Origin of the sequence: Streptomyces sp. SudanB52_2052 (assembly GCF_964272415.1) — a bacterium.
In the GTDB taxonomy this organism is placed as follows: domain Bacteria; phylum Actinomycetota; class Actinomycetes; order Streptomycetales; family Streptomycetaceae; genus Streptomyces; species Streptomyces olindensis.
In genome coordinates, this window is record NZ_OZ186796.1 from 3,082,186 (window position 1) to 3,104,981 (window position 22,796).

The 22,796-nt window shown below is 70.3% G+C and carries 22 protein-coding genes and 1 riboswitch; of the genes, 10 read left to right on the top strand and 12 right to left on the bottom strand.

Going from position 1 to position 22,796, the window contains the following annotated elements; all coding sequences use genetic code 11:
• Nucleotides 1–289: 289 nt before the first annotated feature.
• From ACSUPV_RS13405 to mctP, 5 genes are all read left to right on the top strand, one after another.
• On the top strand, nucleotides 290–1,054 hold the full coding sequence (locus ACSUPV_RS13405) for a GntR family transcriptional regulator (protein WP_031114413.1): 765 nt from the start codon (nucleotides 290–292) through the stop codon (nucleotides 1,052–1,054).
• Nucleotides 1,055–1,309: 255 nt separating this feature from the next.
• The gene (locus ACSUPV_RS13410) at nucleotides 1,310–3,448 is read left to right on the top strand and encodes a carbon starvation CstA family protein (protein ID WP_436947547.1); all 2,139 of its coding nucleotides are present in this window, start codon (nucleotides 1,310–1,312) and stop codon (nucleotides 3,446–3,448) included.
• Nucleotides 3,420–3,620, top strand: coding sequence for a YbdD/YjiX family protein (locus tag ACSUPV_RS13415; protein ID WP_031114410.1), 201 nt, complete (start codon nucleotides 3,420–3,422; stop codon nucleotides 3,618–3,620). Before ACSUPV_RS13410 ends, ACSUPV_RS13415 begins: the two co-directional genes overlap by 29 nt.
• Before the next feature lie 127 nt (nucleotides 3,621–3,747).
• On the top strand, nucleotides 3,748–4,002 hold the full coding sequence (locus tag ACSUPV_RS13420; protein ID WP_078650973.1) for a DUF3311 domain-containing protein: 255 nt from the start codon (nucleotides 3,748–3,750) through the stop codon (nucleotides 4,000–4,002).
• Entirely contained in the window at nucleotides 3,999–5,627 is a 1,629-nt protein-coding gene (gene mctP, locus ACSUPV_RS13425; RefSeq protein WP_436947548.1) for a monocarboxylate uptake permease MctP, read from the top strand. Before ACSUPV_RS13420 ends, mctP begins: the two co-directional genes overlap by 4 nt.
• On the opposite strand, the gene ACSUPV_RS13430 is transcribed toward mctP, so the two are convergent.
• Nucleotides 5,621–6,325, bottom strand: coding sequence for a hypothetical protein (locus ACSUPV_RS13430; RefSeq protein ID WP_436947549.1), 705 nt, complete (start codon nucleotides 6,323–6,325; stop codon nucleotides 5,621–5,623). The two genes, mctP and ACSUPV_RS13430, sit on opposite strands and share 7 nt — an antisense overlap.
• A gap of 152 nt (nucleotides 6,326–6,477) precedes the next feature.
• Between ACSUPV_RS13430 and ACSUPV_RS13435 the strand changes: the two genes are divergently transcribed.
• From ACSUPV_RS13435 to ACSUPV_RS13445, 3 genes are all read left to right on the top strand, one after another.
• On the top strand, nucleotides 6,478–6,984 hold the full coding sequence (locus ACSUPV_RS13435; protein WP_436947550.1) for a GNAT family N-acetyltransferase: 507 nt from the start codon (nucleotides 6,478–6,480) through the stop codon (nucleotides 6,982–6,984).
• A gap of 53 nt (nucleotides 6,985–7,037) precedes the next feature.
• Nucleotides 7,038–7,166: riboswitch (cobalamin riboswitch) on the top strand.
• Between the two features lie 122 nt (nucleotides 7,167–7,288).
• Nucleotides 7,289–9,640, top strand: a complete 2,352-nt coding sequence (locus ACSUPV_RS13440; protein WP_037766128.1) for a ribonucleoside-diphosphate reductase subunit alpha — start codon at nucleotides 7,289–7,291, stop codon at nucleotides 9,638–9,640.
• Entirely contained in the window at nucleotides 9,640–10,647 is a 1,008-nt protein-coding gene (locus ACSUPV_RS13445) for a ribonucleotide-diphosphate reductase subunit beta (RefSeq protein ID WP_031114402.1), read from the top strand. Before ACSUPV_RS13440 ends, ACSUPV_RS13445 begins: the two co-directional genes overlap by 1 nt.
• Here ACSUPV_RS13445 and ACSUPV_RS13450 read toward each other — a convergent pair.
• Nucleotides 10,560–10,802 carry a hypothetical protein gene (locus ACSUPV_RS13450; RefSeq protein WP_037766127.1) on the bottom strand — a complete coding sequence of 81 codons (243 nt, stop codon included), beginning with the start codon at nucleotides 10,800–10,802 and terminating at the stop codon, nucleotides 10,560–10,562. The two genes, ACSUPV_RS13445 and ACSUPV_RS13450, sit on opposite strands and share 88 nt — an antisense overlap.
• A gap of 93 nt (nucleotides 10,803–10,895) precedes the next feature.
• Here ACSUPV_RS13450 and ACSUPV_RS13455 point away from each other — a divergent pair, with 93 nt between their 5' ends.
• Nucleotides 10,896–11,858, top strand: a complete 963-nt coding sequence (locus tag ACSUPV_RS13455) for a GlxA family transcriptional regulator (protein ID WP_031114399.1) — start codon at nucleotides 10,896–10,898, stop codon at nucleotides 11,856–11,858.
• A gap of 14 nt (nucleotides 11,859–11,872) precedes the next feature.
• On the opposite strand, the gene ACSUPV_RS13460 is transcribed toward ACSUPV_RS13455, so the two are convergent.
• The 10 genes from ACSUPV_RS13460 to ACSUPV_RS13505 form a co-directional block, all read right to left on the bottom strand.
• Complete coding sequence (locus ACSUPV_RS13460; RefSeq protein ID WP_436947551.1) at nucleotides 11,873–13,243, bottom strand: bifunctional albaflavenone monooxygenase/terpene synthase; 1,371 nt, start codon at nucleotides 13,241–13,243, stop codon at nucleotides 11,873–11,875.
• A complete protein-coding gene (gene cyc1, locus ACSUPV_RS13465; protein WP_359786676.1) occupies nucleotides 13,240–14,325 on the bottom strand; it encodes an epi-isozizaene synthase in 1,086 nt (361 codons plus the stop codon). Before cyc1 ends, ACSUPV_RS13460 begins: the two co-directional genes overlap by 4 nt.
• A gap of 295 nt (nucleotides 14,326–14,620) precedes the next feature.
• Entirely contained in the window at nucleotides 14,621–15,271 is a 651-nt protein-coding gene (gene def, locus ACSUPV_RS13470) for a peptide deformylase (protein ID WP_359786673.1), read from the bottom strand.
• 132 nt (nucleotides 15,272–15,403) lie between these two features.
• Nucleotides 15,404–16,384, bottom strand: a complete 981-nt coding sequence (locus tag ACSUPV_RS13475) for a tetratricopeptide repeat protein (RefSeq protein ID WP_010047594.1) — start codon at nucleotides 16,382–16,384, stop codon at nucleotides 15,404–15,406.
• Nucleotides 16,385–16,498: 114 nt separating this feature from the next.
• Nucleotides 16,499–17,746 (bottom strand): HD-GYP domain-containing protein, encoded by a 1,248-nt coding sequence (locus ACSUPV_RS13480; RefSeq protein ID WP_436947552.1) that lies wholly within the window; start codon nucleotides 17,744–17,746, stop codon nucleotides 16,499–16,501.
• Entirely contained in the window at nucleotides 17,743–19,101 is a 1,359-nt protein-coding gene (locus ACSUPV_RS13485) for an HD-GYP domain-containing protein (protein ID WP_436947553.1), read from the bottom strand. The genes ACSUPV_RS13480 and ACSUPV_RS13485 overlap by 4 nt, the downstream gene beginning before the upstream one ends.
• A 153-nt stretch (nucleotides 19,102–19,254) precedes the next feature.
• On the bottom strand, nucleotides 19,255–19,566 hold the full coding sequence (gene rsrA, locus ACSUPV_RS13490; RefSeq protein ID WP_037766109.1) for a mycothiol system anti-sigma-R factor: 312 nt from the start codon (nucleotides 19,564–19,566) through the stop codon (nucleotides 19,255–19,257).
• Entirely contained in the window at nucleotides 19,563–20,249 is a 687-nt protein-coding gene (gene sigR / locus ACSUPV_RS13495; protein ID WP_031114384.1) for an RNA polymerase sigma factor SigR, read from the bottom strand. The genes rsrA and sigR overlap by 4 nt, the downstream gene beginning before the upstream one ends.
• A 256-nt stretch (nucleotides 20,250–20,505) precedes the next feature.
• Complete coding sequence (locus ACSUPV_RS13500; RefSeq protein ID WP_435850429.1) at nucleotides 20,506–21,162, bottom strand: alpha/beta hydrolase family protein; 657 nt, start codon at nucleotides 21,160–21,162, stop codon at nucleotides 20,506–20,508.
• A 1-nt stretch (nucleotide 21,163) separates the two neighbouring features.
• Nucleotides 21,164–21,979: an SOS response-associated peptidase gene (locus tag ACSUPV_RS13505; RefSeq protein WP_031114381.1), complete on the bottom strand. Its 816-nt coding sequence runs from the start codon at nucleotides 21,977–21,979 to the stop codon at nucleotides 21,164–21,166.
• Between the two features lie 50 nt (nucleotides 21,980–22,029).
• Here ACSUPV_RS13505 and ACSUPV_RS13510 point away from each other — a divergent pair, with 50 nt between their 5' ends.
• Complete coding sequence (locus tag ACSUPV_RS13510; RefSeq protein WP_031114379.1) at nucleotides 22,030–22,752, top strand: M50 family metallopeptidase; 723 nt, start codon at nucleotides 22,030–22,032, stop codon at nucleotides 22,750–22,752.
• Nucleotides 22,753–22,796 lie beyond the last annotated feature (44 nt).

Here is a 22,796-nt window from a genome sequence, read left to right on the forward strand (position 1 = left end):
AACCCCCCTGGCTCCCCGCAGTGAACGTGGGGCCGGGCCTGGACCAATGGTGTAGACCAGTAGGGGGAGCTTGGACCAGACCAGAAAGCCTGTCAAGGGCTCCGAGACGGCGCTGACCAGCCGTTATGCGACCTACATATGCAAGAACCTTTAAGTAAGAAGCCAGCGAAAACCCGGCCGGGCACGGCATACTGCGGGTAGACCACAGGAATTGGTGGACTAGACCAAAAGAGGCGCCGACGGTATACAAGTGGGATCGAGTCGGCGGACCGAGCCGGGAAGGCGGAGCATGAGCACCGACGTCAGCAGTGCGGAGAACGAGAACGGGGCGCCCGTCCGTACCGCACGCGTGCCCAAGTACTACCGCCTGAAGAAGCACCTGCTCGACATGACGGAGACCCAGACGCCCGGTACTCCGGTCCCGCCCGAGCGCACGCTGGCGGCGGAGTTCGACACCTCGCGCACGACCGTGCGCCAGGCACTGCAGGAACTGGTCGTCGAGGGCCGGCTGGAACGCATCCAGGGCAAGGGCACCTTCGTCGCCAAGCCGAAGGTCTCGCAGGCCCTGCAACTGACCTCGTACACCGAGGACATGCGCGCCCAGGGCCTCGAACCCACCTCGCAGCTGCTGGACATCGGCTACATCACGGCCGACGACCGCCTCGCCGGCCTGCTCGACATCAATCCGGGCGGACGCGTGCTGCGCATCGAGCGGCTGCGCATGGCCAACGGCGAGCCGATGGCCATCGAGACCACCCACCTGTCCGCCAAGCGCTTCCCGGCCCTGCGCCGGTCGCTGGTGAAGTACACGTCCCTGTACACGGCGCTGGCCGAGGTCTACGACGTCCATCTCGCGGAGGCCGAGGAGACCATCGAGACCTCGCTGGCCACCCCGCGCGAGGCCGGCCTGCTCGGCACGGACGTGGGCCTGCCGATGCTGATGCTGTCCCGGCACTCGCTGGACCGGGAGGGCCGGCCGGTGGAGTGGGTGCGCTCGGTGTACCGCGGGGACCGGTACAAGTTCGTGGCGCGGCTGAAGCGGCCCCAGGAATGAGACCGGGGTGAGCCCGGGATCGGCTGGGGGTCCGGGGATCATCCCCCGGGACAACGCAGCGTGGCGCGGCTGAAGCGGCCCCAGGAATGAAACCGGGGTAAGCCCGGGATCGGCTGGGGGTCCGGGGATCATCCCCCGGGACAATGCAGCGTGGCACGGCTGAAGCGGCCCCAGGAGTAGTGCACGCGGTGTAGCGCAACGCCTGTTCCTGCTCTACGTTCCTCCCGTCGCCGCATGGACGGGAGGGCTCCCCCAGTGCGTACCGCCAGTCCCCGCACCATCGCCGTATGGACCCTCGTCGCGCTGGTGGGCGCGGCCGGCTGGACTGTGCTGGCCCTGTCCCGGGGCGAGGAGGTCTCGGCCGCCTGGATGGTCGCGGCCGCTCTCGGGTCGTACGCGATCGCCTACCGCTTCTACGCGAAGTTCATCGCGTACCGGGTGCTCAAGGTGGACCGGACCCGGGCCACCCCGGCGGAGCGGCTGAACAACGGCATCGACTTCCACCCCACCGACCGGCGGGTCCTGCTCGGCCACCACTTCGCGGCCATCGCGGGCGCCGGCCCGCTGGTCGGCCCGGTGCTGGCCGCCCAGATGGGATACCTGCCCGGCACGATCTGGATCATCGCCGGCGTGATCTTCGCCGGCGCGGTCCAGGACATGGTGGTGCTGTTCTTCTCCACGCGGCGCGACGGCAGGTCGCTGGGGCAGATGGCCCGGGACGAGATCGGCCCGTTCGGCGGGGCGGCGGCCCTCCTCGCCGCGTTCGCCATCATGATCATCCTGCTCGGTGTGCTGGCCCTGGTCATCGTCAACGCCCTCGCGGAGTCGCCCTGGGGCACCTTCTCCATCGGCATGACGATCCCGATCGCCCTGCTGATGGGCTTCTACCTGCGGGTGCTCCGGCCCGGCCGGGTCGTCGAGGTGTCGCTGATCGGCGTGGCGCTGCTGCTGCTCGCGCTGGTCGCGGGCCGCTGGGTGGCCGAGTCGTCCTGGGCCGGGGCGTTCACGCTGGCGCCCTCGACGCTGGTCGTCTGGCTGGTGGCCTACGGGTTCATCGCATCGATCCTGCCGGTGTGGATGCTGCTGGCGCCGCGCGACTACCTGTCGACCTTCATGAAGATCGGCACGATCGTGCTGCTGGCGCTCGGTGTGCTGATCGCGCTGCCGACGCTGAGGATGGACGCGGTGACGGACTTCGCCTCGCGCGGCGACGGGCCGGTTTTCGCGGGCTCGCTCTTCCCGTTCGCCTTCATCACCATCGCCTGCGGCGCGCTGTCCGGCTTCCACGCGCTGATCTCGTCCGGCACCACCCCGAAGATGATCCAGAAGGAGACGCAGGTCCGGATGATCGGCTACGGCTCCATGCTGATGGAGTCGTCGGTCGCGGTGATGGCGCTGATCGCGGCGAGCATCATCGACCCGGGCCTGTACTTCGCGATGAACGCGCCGGCCGGGGTGATCGGCACGACGGTGGAGAACGCCTCGCAGGTCGTGAGCGGTTGGGGCTACCAGATCTCGCCGCAGGACCTCGCCCAGGCCGCGAAGAGCGTCGAGGAGGCGAGCCTGCTGTCCCGCACCGGCGGCGCGCCCACCCTGGCCGTCGGCGTCTCGGAGATCTTCTCGCAGGTCACGGGCGGTGGCCTGAAGGCGTTCTGGTACCACTTCGCCATCATGTTCGAGGCGCTGTTCATCCTGACCGCGCTGGACGCCGGCACCCGCGTGGGCCGGTTCATGCTCCAGGACATGCTGGGCAACGTCTACCGGCCGTTCCGGAACGTCAGTTGGAAGCCGGGCCTGGTGATCACGAGCGCGCTGGTGTGCGGGCTGTGGGGCTACTTCCTCTGGGTCGGCGTCCACGAGCCCCTCGGCGGCATCAACCAGCTCTTCCCGATCTTCGGCATCTCCAACCAGCTGCTGGCGGCGGTCGCCCTGGCGGTGTGCACCACGCTGCTGGTGAAGAGCGGCCGGCTGAAGTGGGCCTGGATCACCGGGATCCCGCTCGCCTGGGACGCGGCGGTGACGCTGACGGCGAGCTGGCAGAAGGTGTTCTCCAGCGACCCCAAGGTCGGCTTCTTCAAGCAGCGGCAGGTGTTCCGGGACGCGATCGACCGGGGCGAGGTGCTGCCGCCCGCCAAGACCATGGACGACATGCACACCGTCGTCACCAACTCCACGGTGGACGGCGTCCTCTCGGCTGTCCTCGCCCTGCTGGTCGTGGTCGTCGTCGTGGACGCGGCCCGGGTGTGCGTCCGGCACGTCCGCCGCCCGGCCCTGTCCTCGCTGAGGGAGGCGCCCTACGTCGAGTCGGGGATCGTCGCCCCGGCCGGGTTGTTCCCCACGAAGCAGGAGAAGGAGGAGGCCCGGAATGCGGTCGGCGCTGAGACGCGCGTATAGGGGTGTGCGCTGGTACCTGCGGGAGTTGACCGGCGAGTCCGCCTACGACCGCTATGTCGCGCACGTCCGGCGGCAGCATCCGGACGCGGAGGTGCCGTCCCGCCGTGCCTTCGAACGGATGCGCACGGAACGTCAGGAGAAGGATCCCCGGCAGGGGTTCCGCTGCTGCTGAGGACTCCTGTCGGAAGCTGATTTCTTTTGAGTACCGCATTACGGACGAGGGGTTCCGTTCTCGCCACACCCTGACCTAGATTGCCTGCGCATTGCACAGGTGATCACTGAGGGGACGGAGCCGCCTGATGTCGCAAGCCCCAGAAGCCAGCAGAGAGCCGGTGGTGACGCCGATGCGCGTCGTCATCGCCCTCTGCCTCATAGCGCCTTTCGTGGCCATGCTGTGGGTCGGCTCGTACGCCAAGACCGACCCCGCCTTCATCGGCATCCCGTTCTTCTACTGGTACCAGATGGCGTGGGTGCTGATCTCCACCGTGCTGACGATGATCGCCTACAAGCTGTGGCAGCGTGACCAGCGCGCCCGTAAGGAAGGTGCGCGGTGAAGGACGGCGTGAACGGCGTCGCACTCGCCGTCTTCATCTTCTTCTTCCTGCTCGTCACGGTCATGGGCTTCCTGGCCGCGCGCTGGCGCAAGGCCGAGAACGAGCACAGCCTCGACGAGTGGGGCCTCGGCGGCCGCTCGTTCGGCACCTGGATCACCTGGTTCCTGCTCGGTGGCGACCTGTACACCGCCTACACCTTCGTCGCCGTCCCCGCGGCGATCTACGCGGCGGGCGCGGCCGGCTTCTTCGCGGTGCCCTACACGATCCTGGTGTACCCGCTGATCTTCACGTTCCTCCCGCGCCTGTGGTCGGTGTCCCACAAGCACGGCTACGTGACGACCTCCGACTTCGTGCGCGGGCGCTTCGGCTCCAAGGGCCTGTCCCTGGCGGTGGCGCTGACCGGCATCCTCGCGACCATGCCGTACATCGCGCTCCAGCTGGTCGGCATCCAGGCCGTGCTGGACGTGATGGGCGTCGGCGGCGGCGAGAACACCAACTGGTTCATCAAGGACCTGCCGCTGCTGATCGCGTTCGGTGTACTGGCGGCCTACACGTACTCGTCGGGTCTGCGGGCGCCCGCGCTCATCGCGTTCGTGAAGGACACGCTGATCTACATCGTCATCGCGGTGGCGATCATCTACATCCCGATCAAGCTGGGCGGCTTCGACGACATCTTCGCCAAGGCGAGCGAGGCGTACGGCCAGACCAACCCGGCGACGGGCGCGCCGCGCGGTGCGCTGGTGCCCCCGGAGGCGGGCCAGTGGACCTACGCCACCCTGGCGTTGGGCTCCGCACTGGCCCTCTTCATGTACCCGCACTCCATCACGGCGACGCTGTCCTCGAAGAGCCGTGAGGTGATCCGCCGCAACACCACGATCCTGCCGCTGTACTCGCTGATGCTGGGCCTGCTCGCGCTGCTCGGTTTCATGGCGATCGCGGCCGGGATCAAGGTGCAGAACGGTCAGCTGGCGATCCCGCAGCTGTTCGAGACGATGTTCCCGGACTGGTTCGCGGGCGTGGCGTTCGCGGCGATCGGCATCGGCGCGCTGGTGCCTGCGGCCATCATGTCCATCGCGGCCGCGAACCTCTTCACGCGCAACATCTACAAGGACTTCATCAAGCCGGACGCGACGCCGGAGCAGGAGACCAAGGTCTCCAAGCTGGTGTCCCTGCTGGTGAAGGTGGGCGCGCTGGCCTTCGTCCTCACCATGGACAAGACGGTCGCCATCAACTTCCAGCTGCTGGGCGGCATCTGGATCCTGCAGACCTTCCCGGCCCTGATCGGCGGCCTGTTCACCCGCTGGTTCCACCGCTGGGCACTGCTCGCGGGCTGGGCGGTCGGCATGCTCTACGGCACGGTCGCCGCGTACGGCGTCGCCTCGCCGACCCAGAAGCACTTCGGTGGCTCCTCCAAGGAGATCCCCGGCATCGGTGAGATCGGCTACATCGGCCTCACGGCGTTCGTCCTGAACGTGGTGGTGACGGTCGTCCTGACCTTCGTCCTCAGGGCCGTGAAGGCCCCCGACGGCGTCGACGAGACCAGGCCGGAGGACTACACGGCGGACGCGGGCGACCCCGGGGTGCAGGTGGAACTCCCGCCGGCGACCGCCGGGTCCGCTCACTGACTCCGGGAACAACCGCAGCCACCCCACAGCGGGCCGCCATGATCACCACTCACGGCGGCCCGCTGCCCTGTGCGGACACCCCCTAGTCCCGGGTACGTCTCGCCATCGCATCCCAGAAACGGTCCAGTTCGCCCACCCGCATGCCGACCCAGTGGGGTGTCTTCCTCCGCAGGACCCTGGGGCCGCGCGGCTGGGCGACCTTCCTCACAGCCGATGATCTCGGCGATCTCCGACCCGGCGGTGAGCACCAGTCTCCGGGGGTGTCTGCGCGCCTTCGCGAGGTAGCGGCGCTTCATCCAGCTGTACCAGCAGAACAGGAAGAGGGCGGCGGCGACCGAGGCGGTGAGCACCGGGCCGACGAAGCGGACGACGGTTTCCAATCCCGTGGTCTTGTTCAGGTCGGCGAAGCCCGTCGGCTCGTCCGCGATCAGGGAGTACAGGGCCTCCCCGCACCAGGCGAGGACCGCGAGCACGGCGATCGCCCACACCATCCTGGTCGCGTTGGCGTACGAGACCCATCGGCGCCACTTCTTGGGGCGCGGGGTGCCGCGGCGGGCCTTCACACGGATCGTCAGGCTGTGCCAGTAGCCGATGTGGACGTGTCTGACCCGGCTCCAGGCCCGTCTCAGCTCCAGCGTCGCCATCGGAGCGTTCCGCGGCCGCTCCTTGCCCGGGGTGTGACGGACGACCCTGGTCATGGTGAACTCCCCTTCCGAGAGCCGTTCTCGGACGGAGGACCACGGGCGCCGACGCCTACTTCCATGGAATCACTCCCGGCTCCCCCGCAACCCGGCCGCCGGCCGCGGAAAACCCGGGGTCCGCGGTCACTCCGCTCCGGCACACTCGGCCCATGGACATCGTCATCCGGCCGGCGGAACCCCGCGAGTACGGACCCCTCGGCGACATCACGGCCCACGCCTACCTCCAGGACGGCCTGCTCGACTTCGGCGAGAACGACGAGTACCTCGGCGAGCTGAAGGACGTGGCCAAGCGCGCGGCCGCCGCCGAGGTCCTGGTCGCGCTCCGGGGCGACGAACTGCTCGGCGGCGTCACGTTCGTACCCTCCGGCGGCCCCATGGCCGACATAGCCCGCCCGGGCGAGGCCGAGATCCGGATGCTCGCCGTCTCCCGCGCGGCCCGCGGCCGGGGCGTCGGCGAGGCCCTGGTCCGCTCGTGCGTCGACCGGGCACGGGCCACGGAGGGCTGCGTCCGGATCGTGCTGTCCACCCAGCGCACCATGCGCTCCGCCCACCGCATCTACGAACGTCTGGGCTTCGTCCGCACCCCGGAGCGGGACTGGAACCCGGTCCCGCACCTGGACGACATCACGCTGCTCACCTACGAGTTGACGCTCTGAAGTCATCCACGACACAACATATAGGGGCGTGATCCTCACCCGGCACAAGATGTATGCTCATGCTCGCTGTCGCCGCAGGGGAATCCGGTGCGAATCCGGAACTGTCCCGCAACGGTGTACCCATGCCTGTTTCCACGGGTATGGGCGTCAGTCCGAGGACCTGCCGACAGCGCGCCCGGCCATCCGGCCGGTGTGCCTGACGTCCGGGCCTCGTGGAATGGGCCGGTGGACGCGACGCCGCGTGCGCTCGTGTGCCGCCCCCTGCCCTCGGCGAGGCCCCCTGCCGAGCGAGGGAGAGCCCCACGTGACCATCGCGCCAGCCGATCCGGTCTCAGCCGCCGAAGAAGCGCACGACGCTCCCGGTGCCGCGCTGTTGCGGACCCTGACCGAGCTGACCGCCGACCTCCCCGACGCCGACCCCGGCCGGGTCGCCGCCGCCGCGCTGCGCGGCCGGTCCGCGCGGGCGGACGCGGCGGAGTTGCGCGAGCTGGCGACGGAAGCGGCCGCCGGCCTCATCTCCGAGGACCCCGCCTACTCCCGGCTGGCCGCCCGGCTGCTGACCATCGGCATCCGCGAGGAGGCCGCTTCCCAGGGCGTCACGTCCTTCACCGGGTCCGTCGCGGTCGGCCACCGCGAGGGCCTCATCGCCGACCGCACCGCCGAGTTCGTCCGGCTGCACGCGGCCCGGCTCGACGCCCTGATCGACACCGCCGCCGACGACCGCTTCGGCTACTTCGGCCTGCGCACGCTGCACAGCCGCTACCTGCTCCGGCACCCGATCACCCGCAAGGTGATCGAGACGCCCCAGCACTTCATGCTGCGCGTGGCGAGCGGCCTCGCCGAGGACGACACCGCACGGGCCGTGGACGAAGTCGCGGCGCTCTACCGGCTGATGAGCCGCCTCGACTACCTCCCCTCCTCCCCCACCCTCTTCAACTCCGGCACCCGGCACCCCCAGATGTCGTCCTGCTACCTCCTCGACTCCCCCAAGGACGAGCTGGACTCCATCTACGACCGCTACCACCAGGTCGCCCGCCTGTCGAAGCACGCCGGGGGCATCGGCATCGCCTACTCCCGCATCCGCGCCCGGGGTTCGCTGATCCGCGGCACGAACGGCCACTCCAACGGCATCGTCCCGTTCCTGAAGACCCTGGACGCCTCGGTCGCCGCCGTGAACCAGGGCGGCCGCCGCAAGGGCGCCGCCGCCGTTTACCTGGAGACCTGGCACTCCGACATCGAGGAGTTCCTGGAGCTGCGCGACAACACCGGCGAGGACGCCCGCCGCACGCACAACCTGAACCTCGCGCACTGGGTGCCGGACGAGTTCATGCGCCGTGTGAACGCCGACGCCCCGTGGTCGCTGTTCTCCCCCGCGGACGTGCCCGAGCTGGTCGACCTGTGGGGCGAGGAGTTCGACACCGCCTACCGGGCCGCCGAGGCCAAGGGCCTGGCGAAGAAGACGCTGCCCGCGCGCGAGCTGTACGGCCGCATGATGCGCACCCTCGCGCAGACCGGCAACGGCTGGATGACCTTCAAGGACGCCGCCAACCGCACCGCCAACCAGACGGCCGAGCCGGGCCACGTCGTCCACTCCTCCAACCTCTGCACGGAGATCCTGGAGGTCACCAGCGACGGCGAGACGGCGGTCTGCAACCTGGGGTCGGTCAACCTCGGCGCGTTCGTGACCGGCGGGGACATCGACTGGGAGCGGCTGGACGAGACCGTCCGCACGGCCGTGACGTTCCTCGACCGGGTCGTCGACATCAACTTCTACCCCACCGAGCAGGCGGGCCGCTCCAACGCCCGCTGGCGTCCGGTCGGACTCGGCGCGATGGGCCTCCAGGACGTCTTCTTCCAGCTGCGACTGCCCTTCGACTCGCCCGAGGCGAAGGACCTGTCCACGCGGATCGCCGAGCGCATCATGCTCGCCGCCTACGAGGCCTCCGCCGACCTCGCCGAGCGCAACGGCCCCCTGCCGGCCTGGGAGAAGACCCGTGCGGCCCGGGGCGTGCTGCACCCCGACCACTACGACGTGGAGCCGGCCTGGCCGGAGCGCTGGGCGGCGCTGCGCGAGCGGATCGCCACGACCGGCATGCGCAACTCCCTGCTCCTCGCCATCGCCCCGACGGCCACCATCGCCTCCATCGCGGGCGTGTACGAGTGCATCGAGCCGCAGGTGTCCAACCTGTTCAAGCGCGAGACGCTGTCCGGCGAGTTCCTCCAGGTCAACTCGTACCTGGTGGACGAGCTCAAGCGGCTCGGCGTGTGGGACGCCCGCACCCGTGAGGCGCTGCGCGAGGCCAACGGCTCGGTGCAGGGCTTCGCCTGGATCCCCGAGGACGTCCGCGCGCTCTACCGCACGGCGTGGGAGATCCCGCAGCGCGGACTGATCGACATGGCGGCGGCCAGGACCCCGTTCCTGGACCAGTCCCAGTCCCTGAACCTCTTCCTGGAGACGCCGACCATCGGAAAGCTCTCCTCGATGTACGCCTACGCCTGGAAGTCCGGGCTGAAGACCACGTACTACCTGCGCTCGCGCCCGGCGACCCGCATCGCCCGCGCCGCCCAGGCCACCGTCCCCGTGCAGGCCACCCCGGACCCCGAAGCGGTCGCCTGCTCCCTGGAAAACCCCGAGTCCTGCGAGGCCTGCCAGTGATGACCACCCAGAACCTGCTCGACCCCGGCTTCGAGCTCACCCTGCGCCCCATGCGCTACCCGGACTTCTACGAGCGCTACCGGGACGCCATCAAGAACACCTGGACCGTGGAGGAGGTCGACCTCCACTCGGACGTCGCCGACCTCGCCAAGCTGTCACCGGCGGAGCAGCACCTCATCGGCCGGCTGGTGGCGTTCTTCGCGACGGGCGACTCGATCGTCGCGAACAACCTGGTGCTGACGCTGTACAAGCACATCAACTCCCCGGAGGCGCGCCTGTACCTGTCGCGCCAGCTCTTCGAGGAGGCCGTGCACGTCCAGTTCTATCTGACGCTGCTCGACACCTACCTCCCCGATCCGGAGGACCGCGCGGCCGCCTTCGCCGCCGTGGAGAACATCCCGTCCATCCGCGAGAAGGCCGAGTTCTGCTTCACGTGGATGGACTCGGTGGAGCAGCTCGACCGGCTGGAGTCCCAGGCCGACCGGCGTCGCTTCCTGCTCAACCTGATCTGCTTCGCCGCGTGCATCGAGGGCCTGTTCTTCTACGGCGCCTTCGCCTACGTGTACTGGTTCCGCAGCCGGGGCCTGCTGCACGGCCTCGCCACCGGCACCAACTGGGTGTTCCGCGACGAGACCATGCACATGTCGTTCGCGTTCGACGTCGTCGACACCGTCCGCAAGGAGGAGCCGGAGCTCTTCGACGACCGGCTCCAGCAGGAGGTGACGGACATGCTCCGCGAGGCCGTCGAGGCCGAGCTGCAGTTCGCGCGCGACCTGTGCGGTGACGGCCTCCCGGGCATGAACACCGAGTCGATGCGGCAGTACCTGGAGTGCGTCGCCGACCAGCGGCTGACCCGCCTGGGCTTCGCCCCGGTGTACGGCTCCGAGAACCCCTTCTCCTTCATGGAGCTCCAGGGGGTTCAGGAGCTGACCAACTTCTTCGAGCGGCGGCCCTCCGCGTACCAGGTGGCGGTGGAGGGCACCGTCGACCTGGACGAGGACTTCTGAGCCGACTCGCTCTCCCGGGCCTCCTGGGCCTCCCGGATCCGACGGTCGATGCGCCGGTCGCGCACGATGCCGAGCACGGACGGGAGGACCAGGAGGACCAGCGTCCCGAGTACGAAGATCATGGCGATGAGTGTCTGTACCTGGTTCGTGTCCATGGACACCACTGTCGCGCCGAATGGTCCTTACCGTCAGTGGCAGCACTGCCGTAGACCCTCGAATTACTGCCAACGGCGAGGCACACTGGGGTCATGCTGCAGAACGTGGCCGTCGCCCTCCTCGACGGCGTGAACCCCTTCGAACTCGGCGTGGTGTGCGAGGTCTTCGGCACCGACCGCAGCGACGACGGACTGCCGGTGTACGACTTCGCCGTCGCCTCGGCCGAAGGCACGTCCCTGCGCATGAACTCGGGCGTCTCGCTCCAGGTCGAGCACGGCCTGGAGCGGCTGGAGACGGCCGATCTGATCGCCGTGCCGGCCGGGCACAGCTACGCGACCCGGGACTTCCCGCCGGACCTGCTGGACGCCCTGCGGCGCGGCGTCGACCGCGGGGCCCGGGTGCTCAGCGTCTGCTCCGGCGCCTACGTGCTGGCCGCGGCCGGGCTGCTGGACGGGCGGCGCTGCGCCGTGCACTGGAAGCACGCGGAGGACCTCGCCCGCCGCTACCCACGCGTGGTCGTCGAGCCGGACGTGCTCTACGTCGACGAGGACCCGGTGATCACCTCCGCCGGCACGGCCGCCGGCATCGACGCCTGTCTCCACCTGGTGCGCAAGGAGCAGGGCTCCGAGGTCGCCAACAAGATCGCCCGGCGGATGGTGGTGCCCCCGCACCGCGACGGCGGCCAGGCCCAGTACATCGAGCGTCCACTGCCGCACCCCGAGGCGGACACCATCGGCGAGCTGCTCGCGTGGCTGGAGCGGCACCTCGACGAGGAGGTCACGGTCGAGCAGCTGGCCGCCCGGGCCCACATGTCGCCGCGCACCTTCGCCCGCCGCTTCCAGCAGGAGACCGGGACGACTCCGTACCGCTGGGTCCTGCGGCAGCGCGTGCTGCTGGCCCAGCGGTTGCTGGAGGCGACGGACGAGACAATGGACGCGATCGCCGGTCGAACGGGGTTCGGCAACGCGGCCGCGCTGCGCCACCACTTCGTGCGGGCCGTGGGCACGACACCGAACGCCTACCGGCGGACGTTCAGGGGCCCCGAAGCGGCCTGACGATCACCGGGCGGTCACCTCGGCACCGGCCGCAGCAGCAGCTCGTGCGGCCGGAGCGTGATGCCGACGCGCGTGCCGTCGTTCGAACCCGCCACCTGCTCGAAGCGGTACTTCGTGGCCAGGGCCGCCGTGATCAGCGTCAGCTGGGCCATCGAGAAGTGGTCGCTCGGGCACTTGCGGTTGCCGGTGCTGAACGGGCTCATGGCGTGTTTCGGGATCTCCTTGACCCGCTCCGGAAGCCAGCGGTCCGGGTCGAACTCCAGGTGCCGGTCGTACGACTTCGGATCGCGCTGGATCGCGTACGGGCTGTAGATGATGTCCGCCCCCGCCGGAATGCGGTAACCGCCGAGTTCCGTGTCCCGTACCGCCCGGCGCGTCAGAATCCAGACGGCGGGGCTCAAGCGCATGGACTCGACGACGACATTGTTGGTGTGCCTGAGTCCTCGGACGTCTGCAAATGCCACCGGCCGCCCACCGGTGACGGCTTCGACTTCGTCACGCACCCGGTCGGCTTGTTCAGGGTGTTCCGCCAGCATATGCAGCAGCCACATGATCGTGGAGGCCACGGTTTCGCTGCCGGGGGTGAGGATCGCGACGACCTGATCGTGGATCTCCTGTTCCCCGATGGGGTCGCCATTCTCGTCCTTCGCCTCCAGCAATGCCGTCAGCAAATCGTCCGGCTTTTGACCGGATGCGCGGCGCTCGGCGATGATCTCGTCGACCAGGAGATGCAAATCGGCCAAGGCCCGGTTGAATTCGCGGTTGGCCGAGAGCGGCAGCCGGTACAGCGGTCCGAGCGGGATCACCATCCGCCGGTACATGCCGCGGAAGACCGTGGCGAGCGCGACGCACAGCCGCTCCGCCCGCTCGTCCATGTAGTCGCCGCGCAGTAGGCAGCGGGCCGCGATGCGCACGGCCACCCGGAACGACTCGGAGGTGCAGTCGATCGTCCGGCCGGGCTGCCAGCGCTCGGTCAGCGCGTGCGCCTCCTCCTCCATGATCGGCCCGTAGGCGGGGATGGCGTCGAGCCGGAAGGCGGGCTGGATGGTGCGCCGCTGGCGCCGGTGCCGCGGGCCGTTCGCCGTGGCCACGCCCTCCTTGCCGAGCAGGCCCTCCAGGGACTCCCACAGCGGCCCGGCGATGATGAAGTCGTTGCTCAGCGCCAGGGCGCCGGTCAGCGCCGGGGTGGTGACGGCGTGGACCGTCTTCGGCCCGAGCTTCAGGCGGACCACCTCGCCGTGGTCGCGCAGCCGGGACATGAACGCCAGCGGGTCGCGCACCAGCTTCCAGCCGTGGCCGAGGACGGGGATCCCGCCGCCCGCCCGGGGCGGCTCGCGCAGTTCCGGAACCAGAGGTGCTTCAGGCTGCACGGACTCGACGGTCATTTCTCACCTGCCGCTTCGTTGTTGACGTACGGGGGCGTGGACCGGTCGTCCCAGCTGTCGACCATGTACCGGCCGGACTCGTGGTGGAACCAGTAGACCGAGCTGAACCAGTTCCGCATATTGCTCAGACAGGCCCGCACGGCGGTGCTCAGTTCCTTTCCGCGCACAGTGCCGTCGGCGAGGTCGTCGGCGAACCGCAATGCCTCACGCTCACTGTCGAGGAAATCAGTGATGCATTCCTCGACACGTCGCCTGACTTCCACGACCGCCTGTTCCAGGGTCAGTCCCTCATGGGTGATGAGACTGATTCCCAGATTGTGCACCTCGTCACCCGCTAATTCCTTGGGGAGCGAGCAGAGGTCGTTGTACCAGGCGGCGAATTCCTGACTCAGCAGCGCCGCCCTGCGGTATGCCGGGTGTTTCCGCACCGCGTCCGGGAGTTCGCACCCGGCGGTCGGCTCCAGCAGATCCGTCCAGATCCAGTGCGCGAAAGTGAGCCGACGCAACCGGAGGTATTCGTCGACCGTCGGCACGATTCCATGGGTGCGGTTGTGGAACTCGCGGTCGTACGCCTCGATCACCGCGTGGAAGTGCCGGGCGAACCGGAGGTTCCACGTCTCCGGCAGGAAGGCGTACAGCCGCAGCACGCTGTCCGCGAACCCCGCGACCAGTGGATCCTCGTGGTGCAGGTGCTCCCCGGGGGAGCCGAGGGCCGTGTGCAGCCGGTCCCGCAGCCGCCGCCAGGCGACCGGACGGCCGTGCACGATGTCCCGGTCGTGGCGGTCGTCCCAGACGAAGAACCAGGCGCTGTAGTCGGCGATCGCCTGCATCACCTCGTCGGAGGCGCCGATGTAGTACCCCGCCATGAGGTCGGTGTAGCACAGGCCGTCGGCATATTCCTCCACCTTGTCCGCGGGCATGAGCCGTTTTTCCAGGAGCCAGACCCGGGTCTTCTCCTGGCACTTCGGCCAATACGGGTGGAGTTGCCGGGGAAACGCCGCCTCGATCACCGGGAGATGGAGCGACGGTGGTACTGCGATCGTGGTCGGTGCCGATGTGGTGCCGTGTGACAAAGCATGCACGAACTAACCCCTCTCAGCCGCCAGTTGGCGCGGGCGCCCCTCCCTTCGTGCCGGGCGTGCGCCGTTGCATACCCCGCTCATCCCATTCAGCACTACAACTGACCGTTCTGGGAACGCATTTGCTTCATTCGCTACCCCACAGTGCCGGGATCCTCCCGTTGTGTGACTGCGGCGGGATCACCAGGAGAGCAGAAGCGATCCAACGTGCGACGGACAGGCGAACGGCACAGACGAACGGCGCCTGTTCAGGGTGGGAATCCCGAACAGACGCCGTGCGCCTGGTGAGGCTGGGGTCTCAGTCGTTCGCGACCACGGGGTAGCGGGGCTCGTTCTCGGCCATCTGCCGCAGCGCGTCCTTGCGCTCGCGCTTGGAGAGCCGGTCGATGTACAGGTATCCGTACAGGTGGTCGGTCTCGTGCTGCAAACACCGTGCGAAGTATCCGGTGCCGCGCACCTTGATCGGGTTGCCCTTCTCGTCCTGCCCGGTCACCTCGGCGTAGTCGGGCCGGGCGAGCGGCGCGTACGCGGTCGGCACCGACAGGCAGCCCTCGTTGCTGTCGTCGAGCCGACGCTTCTCGGCGGGCAGTTCGACGAGCCTGGGGTTGCAGACGACGCCGGTGTGCCGGACGCCCTCGTCGTCCGGGCAGTCGTAGACGAAGACCTTCGCGTCGACGCCGATCTGGTTGGCGGCGAGCCCCACGCCCTCGGCGGTGCGCTGGCTGGCGAACATGTCCGCGACGAGCTGCTGGAGCTCCTCGCCGAAGTCGGTGACGTCCTTGCACTCCTTGTGCAGCACGGGATTCCCGACCACCGTGATCGGCCGCGAGGTCCCCTTCTCCCGCCAGGCCGCCTCGCGCTCCTCGCAGTCCTCCGTGTCGATCACGTACCCCTCGTCATCGACGGGGAGCACGCCCGCGCGCTGCTGATCGGTGTCGTGCTGAGCCATGACGTTACGTACGCCTTCCTGAACCTAACCGGGCTGAGATGCTGATACAGGGTACGCGGGTGTCGGACGCCGTTTTCGGGGGCGCGGGGAACTGCGCGAGCAACCACAACGCAGCCGCACCCGACGACGGCGCTAACAGACCTCTTCCAGATCCCGCCAATCCCGAGAATCCGGACTGTCGGCGACCCACCCGTCCAGCAACCCCCGAACCAGCGAAGCCGGCGCAGCCAGCCCGCACTCCCGCTCCGGCACCCACAGCTGCCCGTCCGTCCGATGCCCCAGCGGCCCGGGATGCCCCGGCTCACTGTGATCATGCGGGTCGAGGTGCTCCCCGTCGCCCTCGTCGGACGGCATCCGGGACTCCGAGCACATCCGGCACAGCAACCGCACCGAGGACGACCAGTCCTCCGCGGCGAACCCGGCGTCCGCGGCGAGCTGCTCCAGCGCGTCCCGGTCCGACTCGGTCGCCGCCTCCAGCAGGACCACCCAGGTCGGCACGGGCGACGGCGCCCACAGCTCGATCTCGTCGAAGACCGGGTACGTGTGCCCGGCGGCCGTGGTCCGCTCCCCGTGCGGCACCCCGTCGTGCAGCACGACCTCGCCCCAGCGCCGCCCCGACGACGGCAGCGGGATGGACAGCACCTCGATCCGCGCGGGATCCAGCCGCCGTCCCCACACGACCTCGGCCTCCCCCTCCGGGGACAGCCGCACGGCCGCGCTGCCGAGGTCCATGCCGACGGGCTCGCCGGAGTCGTTGGCCGCGCCCGGCACCCGCAGCCCGTAGGCCTGCCAGGCGCGCCGGGCCAGCGGCCAGTCCTGGAGGGCGGTGGCGGCGATGCCGACGTTCCACCAGTCGGGCGCGCCGGTGTCCCGGTCGAGCAGTGCCACGGCCCGCAGGCCCGCCGCCCGCGCCTGCTCCCAGTCGTGCCGGAACTTATGCAGCAGGGCCAGGTTGAACCAGGACTCGGACAGCCAGGGCTCCAGGTCGGCGGCACGTGTCAGCAGTGCGCCCGCGTCCTCGTACCGGCCGTCGCCGATGAGCGTGAACGCCCGGTCTGTGGCCTGCCGCCAGGAGGCGGAGGGCCGGTGCCGTCCCTTGCCGAAGATCCTCACGATTCCCTGCCAGTTCCGTGCGGTGGGCTGGCCGTAGCCGTGCTTCGAGCCCCCGGACACCTTCTCCTTCGCATCCAACCACGTACGGCCTCCGGGGCGCTCATTACCCATGGGTTACCCAGCCAGGGGCAGGGTCAGACTGCTCCTTGCCAGTACCCGGGCCAGTGATTCCACCACCTCCGGGGCGTACTCCCCGGCGGTGGCGAGCCGGAGTTCCTCCAGCGCCGTCAGCGGCCCGCCGGGCCCGCCTTCCCGGGACTTCTCCTCGTACGCGTTCACGGCCCGGACGATGCGCGCGGCGAGCGGCTGCTCCGCGTAGGGGTCGGCCTGCCGCTCCACGACCACGGCGACCGCCTCGTCGACGCCCGTCTGCCGTACGACGGCGCCGCCGAGCAGCGCGATCCGCCGCTGTTCCGCGGCGGGCAGGCCGGCGGTGGCGCCCGCCGGCACCGGGTCGACGAGGCTGAGCTGGCCGATGTCGTGCATGAGCGCGGCGTACTCCAGCACGGTCAGCTCGGGCTCGGTCAGGCCCAGGTCCCGGCCGACGGCCTGGCTGAGCGCGGCGACGCGCCGGGCGTGCCCGCAGGGGGTGTACCCGGCGACCTCGGTGGCCCGGGCGAGGGAGGCGATGGTCTGCCGGTAGGTCGCCCGGACGGCCGCGTACCGCCGGAACGACATCTGGGCGAGCAGCAGCGGCACGGAGAAGACGGGCAGCGCCCACAGCCCCACGACGGCGACCGCCAGCGCCATCACCGCCCCGGTCGCGATGACGGCGGACCCGATGCCGTACAGGGCCCGCAGCTCGTCCCGCAGCACCGGCCCGAAGGGCCAGCCGGTGCGGGAGTGGGCGAGTGCGGCGGCGAGCACGGCGTCGCACAGGGCGGTCAGGGACAGCAGCGCGAGCAGCAGCAGCGCGTAGGCGGGGCCGCCCCAGTCGTCGAACATGCCGCGGTTGTAGGGGGGCTGGAAGCACACGGCGACGAAGCCGACGGTGAGGACGCGGCGCGCCAGGTGGTCGAGCGTGGGCCCCTGGCCGCGTGCGACGTGCGGCACGCTGCCGAGCAGCGAGGCGGCCAGGACGACGGCGACGACCTGGGCGGGACCGTGGTGGGTGGCCCGGCCGCCGGCCTCACCGAGCAGCGCGTACGACAGGGCCGCGGCGGCGCCGAGCGGCGCGGGCTCCCTGACCTGCGCGTCGTTGCGCCGGGCGAGTTCCCCGACGGTGACGAGGACGCCGAAGGCGAGCGCGACCCGGCGTTCCTCGAGTCCGCCGTAGAGGGTGACCGCGAGGGATCCGGCGGCGAGCAGGGCGGCACAGGCGTGGACGAGGGCGAGGAGCGGGGGCTGCCGGTGCGGCCTCATCGGTGTGCTCCGGGCGGGCTGGAGACGGGAGCGCCGGGCGGGGGCACACGGGGCGGGCGGACGTCCTGCGCGCCCTCGGTGTCCTCGATGTCGTCGGCGGTCACGGCGGGGCGCCATCCCGTCCGCCCCACGGCCTCGACGAGAGCGGCGACCATCACGGGGTCGAACTGGCTGCCCGCGCACCGCTCCAGCTCCGCCAGGGCCACCGGCACGGGCCGGGCCCTGCTGTAGCAGCGGTTGGAGGTCATGGCGTCGAAGGCGTCCGCGACCGCCACGACCCGCGCCGACTCCGGGATCTGACGACCCACCAGGCCGTACGGGTAGCCGCTGCCGTCCAGCCGTTCGTGGTGGTGCAGCACGGCGGCCCGGGCCTCGCCGAGGAAGCCGATGCCGCGCACCATCTCGTGCCCGTACTCGGGGTGCAGTTCGATCATCCGCCGCTCCTCGGGCGTCAGCGGCCCGTTCTTCCGGAGCAGCCGGGTGGGCACGCCGAGTTTGCCCACGTCGTGCAGGATCCCGGCGAAGCGGAGCACCTCGACGCGCTCGTCGTCCATGCCCAGCTCGCGCGCGATCATCATGGAGGCCTGCCCGACGCGCTCGCTGTGCCCGCGCGTGTACCCGTCCTTGATGTCGACGGCCTGCACCAGGGCCCGGATGGTCGCCTGGTGAGCGGCCCGTTCCCGGTGGTACTGGGCGAACGCCCACCACGAGACGCACATCGGCAGCAGCACGAGCAGGGCGGCCACGGGCCCGTAGGGGCTGCGCCACAGCACGGCCATCATCAGCCCGGCCAGCCCGTGCACGGCGATCGGCGCGAGCGAGCGCGCCACGAGTCCCCGCCAGGCCCGCCGCACCGGCACCCGCTCGGCGACGGCGAGGATCCCGCCGTCCAGCACGGCGAGCACCAGGCAGAACACCAGCACCGCCGCCCCGGCCGGCCCCAGCGCGTAGGGCACGTCGCCGGCGGCGACCGCGTCCCGGCCGCCGAGCAGCCAGTGCGTCCTGGCCGCGGCCCACACCCCGAGGACGAGCTGGGCGGCCCGCCAGATCCGCCGCAGCGCCACGGGCCGGTGCTCGACCTGCGAGAGCAGCGCACCGGGTACCGCCACCAGGGCGGCGGCGGGCGCGGGCAGCAGGAAGGCACCGGCGAGCAGCACGGGGTAGAAGGTCCCGGCCGGATGGGAGATCCCGACGAACCGGGACCGGGCGACGCGCTCGCAGCCCGCGTACAGCGCGGCGAGCAGTGCCACCGCCCACCAGGGCGTGCGGATGCCCGGCAGGGGCAGCAGGCAGAGCAGGGCCGCGACGGCGACACAGGCGACGTACGTCCGTACCCGCGCCGGTACCGCTTCCATGAGCCCCTCCCCGGCCATGACCGTCAGGCCCGGAGCCTAGGACGGTGGCGGGGGCTCCGCGGGCGGATGACCCGCGGGTTAGCACGTTCGAGTGACGCGTTCGAGGATGACTGCCCGCCCCGGGGGCGGGGTAGTCGGAAAGGGGCGGGAGTCTCAGGACTCCTGCGGTGTGGCGGGCGAGGCCGTGACGTCCTGCTCGGGGACGGCCTGGCCGGAGCGGATCAGCTCGATCCGCCCCATGACCTTGGCGCGCAGGTCGCCCGGCACGTCGTCATGCCCGCAGCAGCGCTTGACGAGCTTCTTCACGGCCTGCTCCAGGCCGTACTTCTCCAGACACGGCGAGCACTCCTCGAAGTGGTGCTCGAACTTCACGCAGTCCGAGTCCGGCATCTCACGGTCGAGGAACTCGTAGAGATGATCGAGGATTTCGCTGCAATCCGTCTCGTGCGGCTCTCCGCAGCTCATGACCCCGAGCCTTTCGCTTCGTTCGACTCTCCGGCGCCGGCCGGAACCATCCCCCGCTCGCGGGCGTAGTCCTCCAGCATGCCGCGCAGCTGACGGCGACCCCGGTGCAGCCGGGACATCACCGTACCGATGGGTGTCCCCATGATGTCGGCGATCTCCTTGTAGGCAAAGCCCTCGACGTCCGCCAGATAGACGGCGATGCGGAACTCCTCGGGGATCGCCTGGAGCGCTTCCTTCACGTCCGAGTCGGGCAGGTGGTCGAGCGCCTGCGACTCCGCGGAGCGCAGACCCGTCGACATGTGCGACTCGGCGCGGGCGAGCTGCCAGTCCTCGATCTCCTCGGCCGCCGAGCGCTGCGGTTCCCGCTGCTTCTTGCGGTACGAGTTGATGAAGGTGTTGGTGAGGATCCGGTACAGCCACGCCTTGAGGTTGGTGCCCTCACGGAACTGGTGGAAGGACGCGTACGCCTTGGCGTACGTCTCCTGCACCAGGTCCTCGGCATCGGCCGGGTTGCGCGTCATGCGCAGCGCGGCCGAGTACATCTGGTCGAGGAACTCGAGCGCGTCCCGCTCGAAGCGCGCGCTGCGCTCCGCGGCCGTCTCCGCGCCCGTGCCGCCCTGGCCCTCGGGCTGCTCCGCCTGGCCGTGTTCGGTCCCTGCGTCGGTCCCAGTGACCGGACCCACCTCCTCCGGTGTTCTCGTGAGACCGAGACCGGTCTCACCCGAATCGGAGGATAGACGACGATCCGGTCCGCCCGCCGCCCGAATAGAGGCGGTCTTGCCCGCGTGCAGCACCGTCCAGTCCAGGTCGGCACGGCTGCTGCGGGTCGGGCAGATGGTCGAACCCATGCGGCGGACTCCCTCTCCTACGACGTCGGTGCTGGTCTCCAGCACGTACGTCCCGCACAACAGCGCTCGCCGTCCCGGCATTCCCGAAGCTTTACCCGAGTGACCCGGTCCACTCCACGACCGCGTCCGTGATGACCGCCACGGCCTCGTCCTGCGAGATCTCCGCACGTTTCGGCACGGCGAAGCCATGATCGCCGTACGGGACCTCCACGAGCTCGTACGGCCCCTCGGGGAACTCCTCCGGCTTGCCGAACGGGTCGTTGCCGCCCTGGACGACCAAGGTGGGCACGCCGGCGCCCAGCAGCTCCTCGGCGCGGGACTTCTCCGGCTTGCCCGGCGGGTGGAGCGGGAAGCTGAGCGCGAGCACGGCGTGGGCGCCCAGCTCGCCGGCGGTGCGGCAGGCGACCCGGGCTCCGGCACTGCGCCCGCCGGACACCACGGGCAGTCCGGGCGCGGTCAGCGCGGGCCAGATGCCCCGCCAGCCGGTGTCCAGGGTCTTCGGCGCGGGTGCGAGCTTCTTCCCGGCCACGCGCCACGGCTGCTCCACGCGGGCAACGGTCACGCCGTGGGCGGGCAGGGCGGCGGCGAGGGCGGTCAGGTCGCGGGCCTCGATGCCGCCGCCGGCGCCGTGGCTGACGGCGAGGACCAGCCGGGCCTTCCTGGCCGGATGCCAGGTGATGCGGGCGGTTCCGGCCTCGGTCTCGACGGTCTCCGTGGTCTCACGGGTCGCCTTCGTCACATTCGTCACGTCAGAAGAGTGTGCCCTCTTCAGGCCCTTCCAGCTCCTTCAGCAGCTCCGGCCCGTTGTTGCGGACGTTGCTGACGGCCGTGGCGACGGGGTAGGCGCGCATCAGCCCGGCGGGCGGCGGGGCGAGCAGCTCGCGCAGGTCGTCCACGTCCGTGCGGGAGGGGTCGAGCCAGGCGTCCCAGCGGTCGGGCGTGAGCATCAGCGGCATCCGGGGGTGGATGTCGGCCAGCGCCCGCGGCCCCTCGGCCGGGGCGACGGCGAGCGGGCTCCGCTCGGCCTCGGTGGTGATGACGGAGCACGTCACCCACCAGGCCTGCGGGTGGTCGTCCGGCAGCGTCCGGTCCCGCCAGAACTCGTACAGCCCGGCCATCGCGAAGACCGACCCGTCCGCGGGGGTCACGAAGTACGGCTGCTTGCGGGGCCGCTTCTTCTTCCCCTCCACCTCCAGCTCGCGCTCCTGCGTGCCGGTGACCCACTCGTAGTAGCCGTCGGCGGGCAGGATGCAGCGCCGGGAGGTGAAGGCGCGGCGGTAGGACGGCTTCTCGTGGACGGTCTCCGCGCGTGCGTTGATCATCCGGGCGCCGCCCTCGGGGGTCTTCGACCAGGACGGGACGAGCCCCCACTTCAGCGTGCGCAGCTGCCGAACCGGCCGCGGCTCGTCCGCGTCTTTCAGGGGGCGGTCCAGGACGGCGTAGACCTCCTTGGTGGGCGCCACGTTGTAGTCGGGCTCGAGGGTCTCCTCGGGCTCCCACTTCTCGATCTCAAAGATTCCTGCGAGATCCTCTGGCCTACGACTCGCCGCATACCGTCCGCACATACGTGCCACACTGCCAGATTCCATCCGACCACAGGGAGCCATTGCCCCACATGGACAGCACCGCAACCGCCTCGCTCGCCTCCCTCTGGGACGAGGTGTCCGGCACCCAGCCCGACCCCGACCTGTGGGTGGTGATCGCGACCCTGGTCGCCGCGCTCGCCGTGGTGGTCCCGCACGGCCTGTGGCGCATCTCGCGCAACGCCATCACCATCGCCCACGAGGGTGGCCACGGGCTGGTGGCCCTGCTCAGCGGCCGCACCCTGACGGGCATACGGCTGCACTCGGACACCAGCGGCCTGACCGTCAGCCGCGGCAAGCCGTACGGCATCGGCATGATCCTCACCGCGGCCTCCGGCTACACGGCCCCGCCCCTGCTCGGGCTCGGCGGCGCGGCCCTCCTCGGCGCCGGCCGCATCACGCTGCTGCTGTGGCTGGCCACGGCCCTGCTGCTGGCCATGCTCGTGATGATCCGCAACGCCTACGGCGCCCTGACGATGATCGTCACCGGCGGCATGTTCGTGCTGGTGTCCTGGCTGGCCGGTCCCCAGGTGCAGGCGGCGTTCGCGTACGCGGTGGTGTGGTTCCTGCTGATCGGCGGGGTGCGCCCGGCGTTCGAACTCCAGGCGAAGCGGGCGCGGGGCGGGGCGGGCGACTCGGACGCGGACCAGTTGTCGCGGCTCACGCACGTACCGGCGGGGTTGTGGTTCTTCCTGTTCCACGCCGTGTCGCTGTGCTCGCTGATCGGGGGCGGGCGCTGGCTGCTGGAGATGTGACCGGGGGCCGGCACCGCCGTGCCGCGTGGGCGCGACCGGCCCCA